The sequence below is a fragment of the Flavobacterium enshiense genome (assembly GCF_040750275.1).
Taxonomy (GTDB): domain Bacteria; phylum Bacteroidota; class Bacteroidia; order Flavobacteriales; family Flavobacteriaceae; genus Flavobacterium; species Flavobacterium enshiense_B.
This window is the reverse complement of the sequence record NZ_JBDOCV010000033.1, coordinates 1-2,138: the sequence shown is the minus strand read 5'-3', so window position 1 is coordinate 2,138 and position 2,138 is coordinate 1. Positions and strand designations below refer to the sequence as shown.

General features: G+C 31.6%; 2 protein-coding genes. Both read left to right on the top strand.

What is annotated here, in order from left to right; genetic code table 11:
- Positions 1–486: 486 nt before the first annotated feature.
- Positions 487–1,122, top strand: a complete 636-nt coding sequence (locus tag ABGT15_RS14680) for an ADP-ribosyltransferase (RefSeq protein WP_367232212.1) — start codon at positions 487–489, stop codon at positions 1,120–1,122.
- Between the two features lie 195 nt (positions 1,123–1,317).
- The gene (locus ABGT15_RS14675) at positions 1,318–1,920 is read left to right on the top strand and encodes a hypothetical protein (protein ID WP_367232211.1); all 603 of its coding nucleotides are present in this window, start codon (positions 1,318–1,320) and stop codon (positions 1,918–1,920) included.
- Positions 1,921–2,138 lie beyond the last annotated feature (218 nt).

Here is a 2,138-nt window from a genome sequence, read left to right as displayed (position 1 = left end):
AAAGCCGCGGGACGTTATAATGGATGACTCCCCGTGCGAACTGAAACCTTACGTTAAAAGGTTTTGGTTTAAAATTTTCAAAAACTTTGTGGAATAATTTTAAGGAAAATCTAAACGAAAAATCTCTCTGAAAATTCTACGCGGAATTACTTTGTGGAAGTTGTTTGCGGAAATTTACACCGCAATTACTTCGTGGAAATAATGCGAAAATCGAAACGCAAAAATGAGAACTGAAAACATTACTCAATCGAAATGTGTAAATATTGTGATTACTGTGTGTGCCAATTTTGTGTGTCGCAACCCATTATAACACCGGTTTAAAACAATGGCAACGTTCGGGATTTATCGGTAAAATTTTGTGAATATTTTAATCTTCGATTTGAAGCTTTTTCTTGCAAACTTTTCGGTATATTTGTTTTCGACGGTGACAAAAATTTGCCACTGTTTCAAGCCGAAAAACGTTATGCGAAACAATAAAAAAACGTTATGAAAAACGACAAAAATACGACCAAAATAAATATTAATCCTGAGCAAATTATAGCTATTAAAGTATATGTCAATAGTTCAACTGATTCATTCACAGAAGAAGAAAAAATCGAGGCATTTGATCTCTCTACAAATGGTTTTACTTTTCAACTGAATGCAATTTTGCGTGCAAATCTTAATCTTTCATCAAAAGTCAATAAATATTTAAGTACACTAGATAGTGCGTTTTCAAATCAACAAACTACAGTTCAGCAAACCGTATATCGTGGATGCAATTATCAAGAAATGCTAAGATACCTAATGAATGGTCATTATTTAGATCTTGGTTATATGTCAACTTCTAAATCTGCAGATAGTACCGAAAAATTCTTTCAAACACAAAATATAGGTTACAAACCCGCATTTTTGAAAATTCATATACCATCACAAAGTAATGTATTGGACTTAGAAATGATTAATGATTTTGATAACTCAACTTATGAAGATGAGATTTTATTTAAAAGAAAATCATTATTTGAGGTAATTGAAAATAGAACTGTTGGATTAAATTATTTACTTGAGGAGTTTGATTTCAAATTAAATCAAGACTATGATGAAATTCAGTTTTTGGAATTGAGGTATTCAAGAAATCTATAATAATTGCATCGCATAACAGCGGTTTTGTGCAAGTGGGGTTTTGGGGATTTTTTGGAGTGGTTAGTGTTTGCATTTCTTCTTTAAAAAGAAGTTTTTTCTTAAATACTTTTCGGTATATTTGTAACCGTCAGTAATAAAAATCCCCACCTGCACAAAGCCGGCGGGACGTTACCAGCTATTTTAAAAAAAATGCATATGAAAGAAAATTGGCTGTTCATAAAAACTCCCGACCATTATGGCGAAACAGACATAATTGAGTTTGATGAAAATGCTATTAAACATTTTAGCGTTGAAAAATACAGCGACATTTCTCTTGTAAAAAAAGTAAATGAAAAATGGAATGAAAATCTAACAGAAATTGAACATAAGTTTGTTAATCCAAACAGAATTAGGTTTTTCAGAAAGGGAAAAATTCATAAAGTTATAAGCGAAACCGAATCTGTAACTGAAGATTGTATTTTTGAAAATGATTACGAAAAATTAATTGCAACAGAAACGAAATTAACAGAAAGCGAAATTCAAAATTTGAGATTTGAACTCGTTTGGAATGGAGAAAAATTGAATGTAATCTTCAATGAAATTTTGGATTCTCCGGCGATACAGGAAATGAACAAACGAATGGGAAATGAAGGAAGTCGAATTGTTTTAGAAAAACTAAACGAAACTCTATTTATTTCGCTCTACTCAGACAAATATTCAGAAAAACTAATTCCAATAAAATATATTGACAAACAGAAAGTGATTTTATATGGCTTCCCAAAGGAACCATATGAAGTTAATTGCAAAGTGTTAGAATAAAAAACAGCTGGTAACAGCGGTTTTGTAAAATGGCGGGGTCAGTGTTTAATTGGAGGAGCCAGTGCTTGCACTTCTCTCCTATTTTACCGCAATTTTCTTTAAAACTTTTCGGTATATTTGTAAACATCAGTTATAAAAATCCGCCACTTCACAAAGCCGGCGGGACGTTATAACTGAAACCTTACGTTAAAAGGTTTTGGTTTAAAATTTTCAAAAAC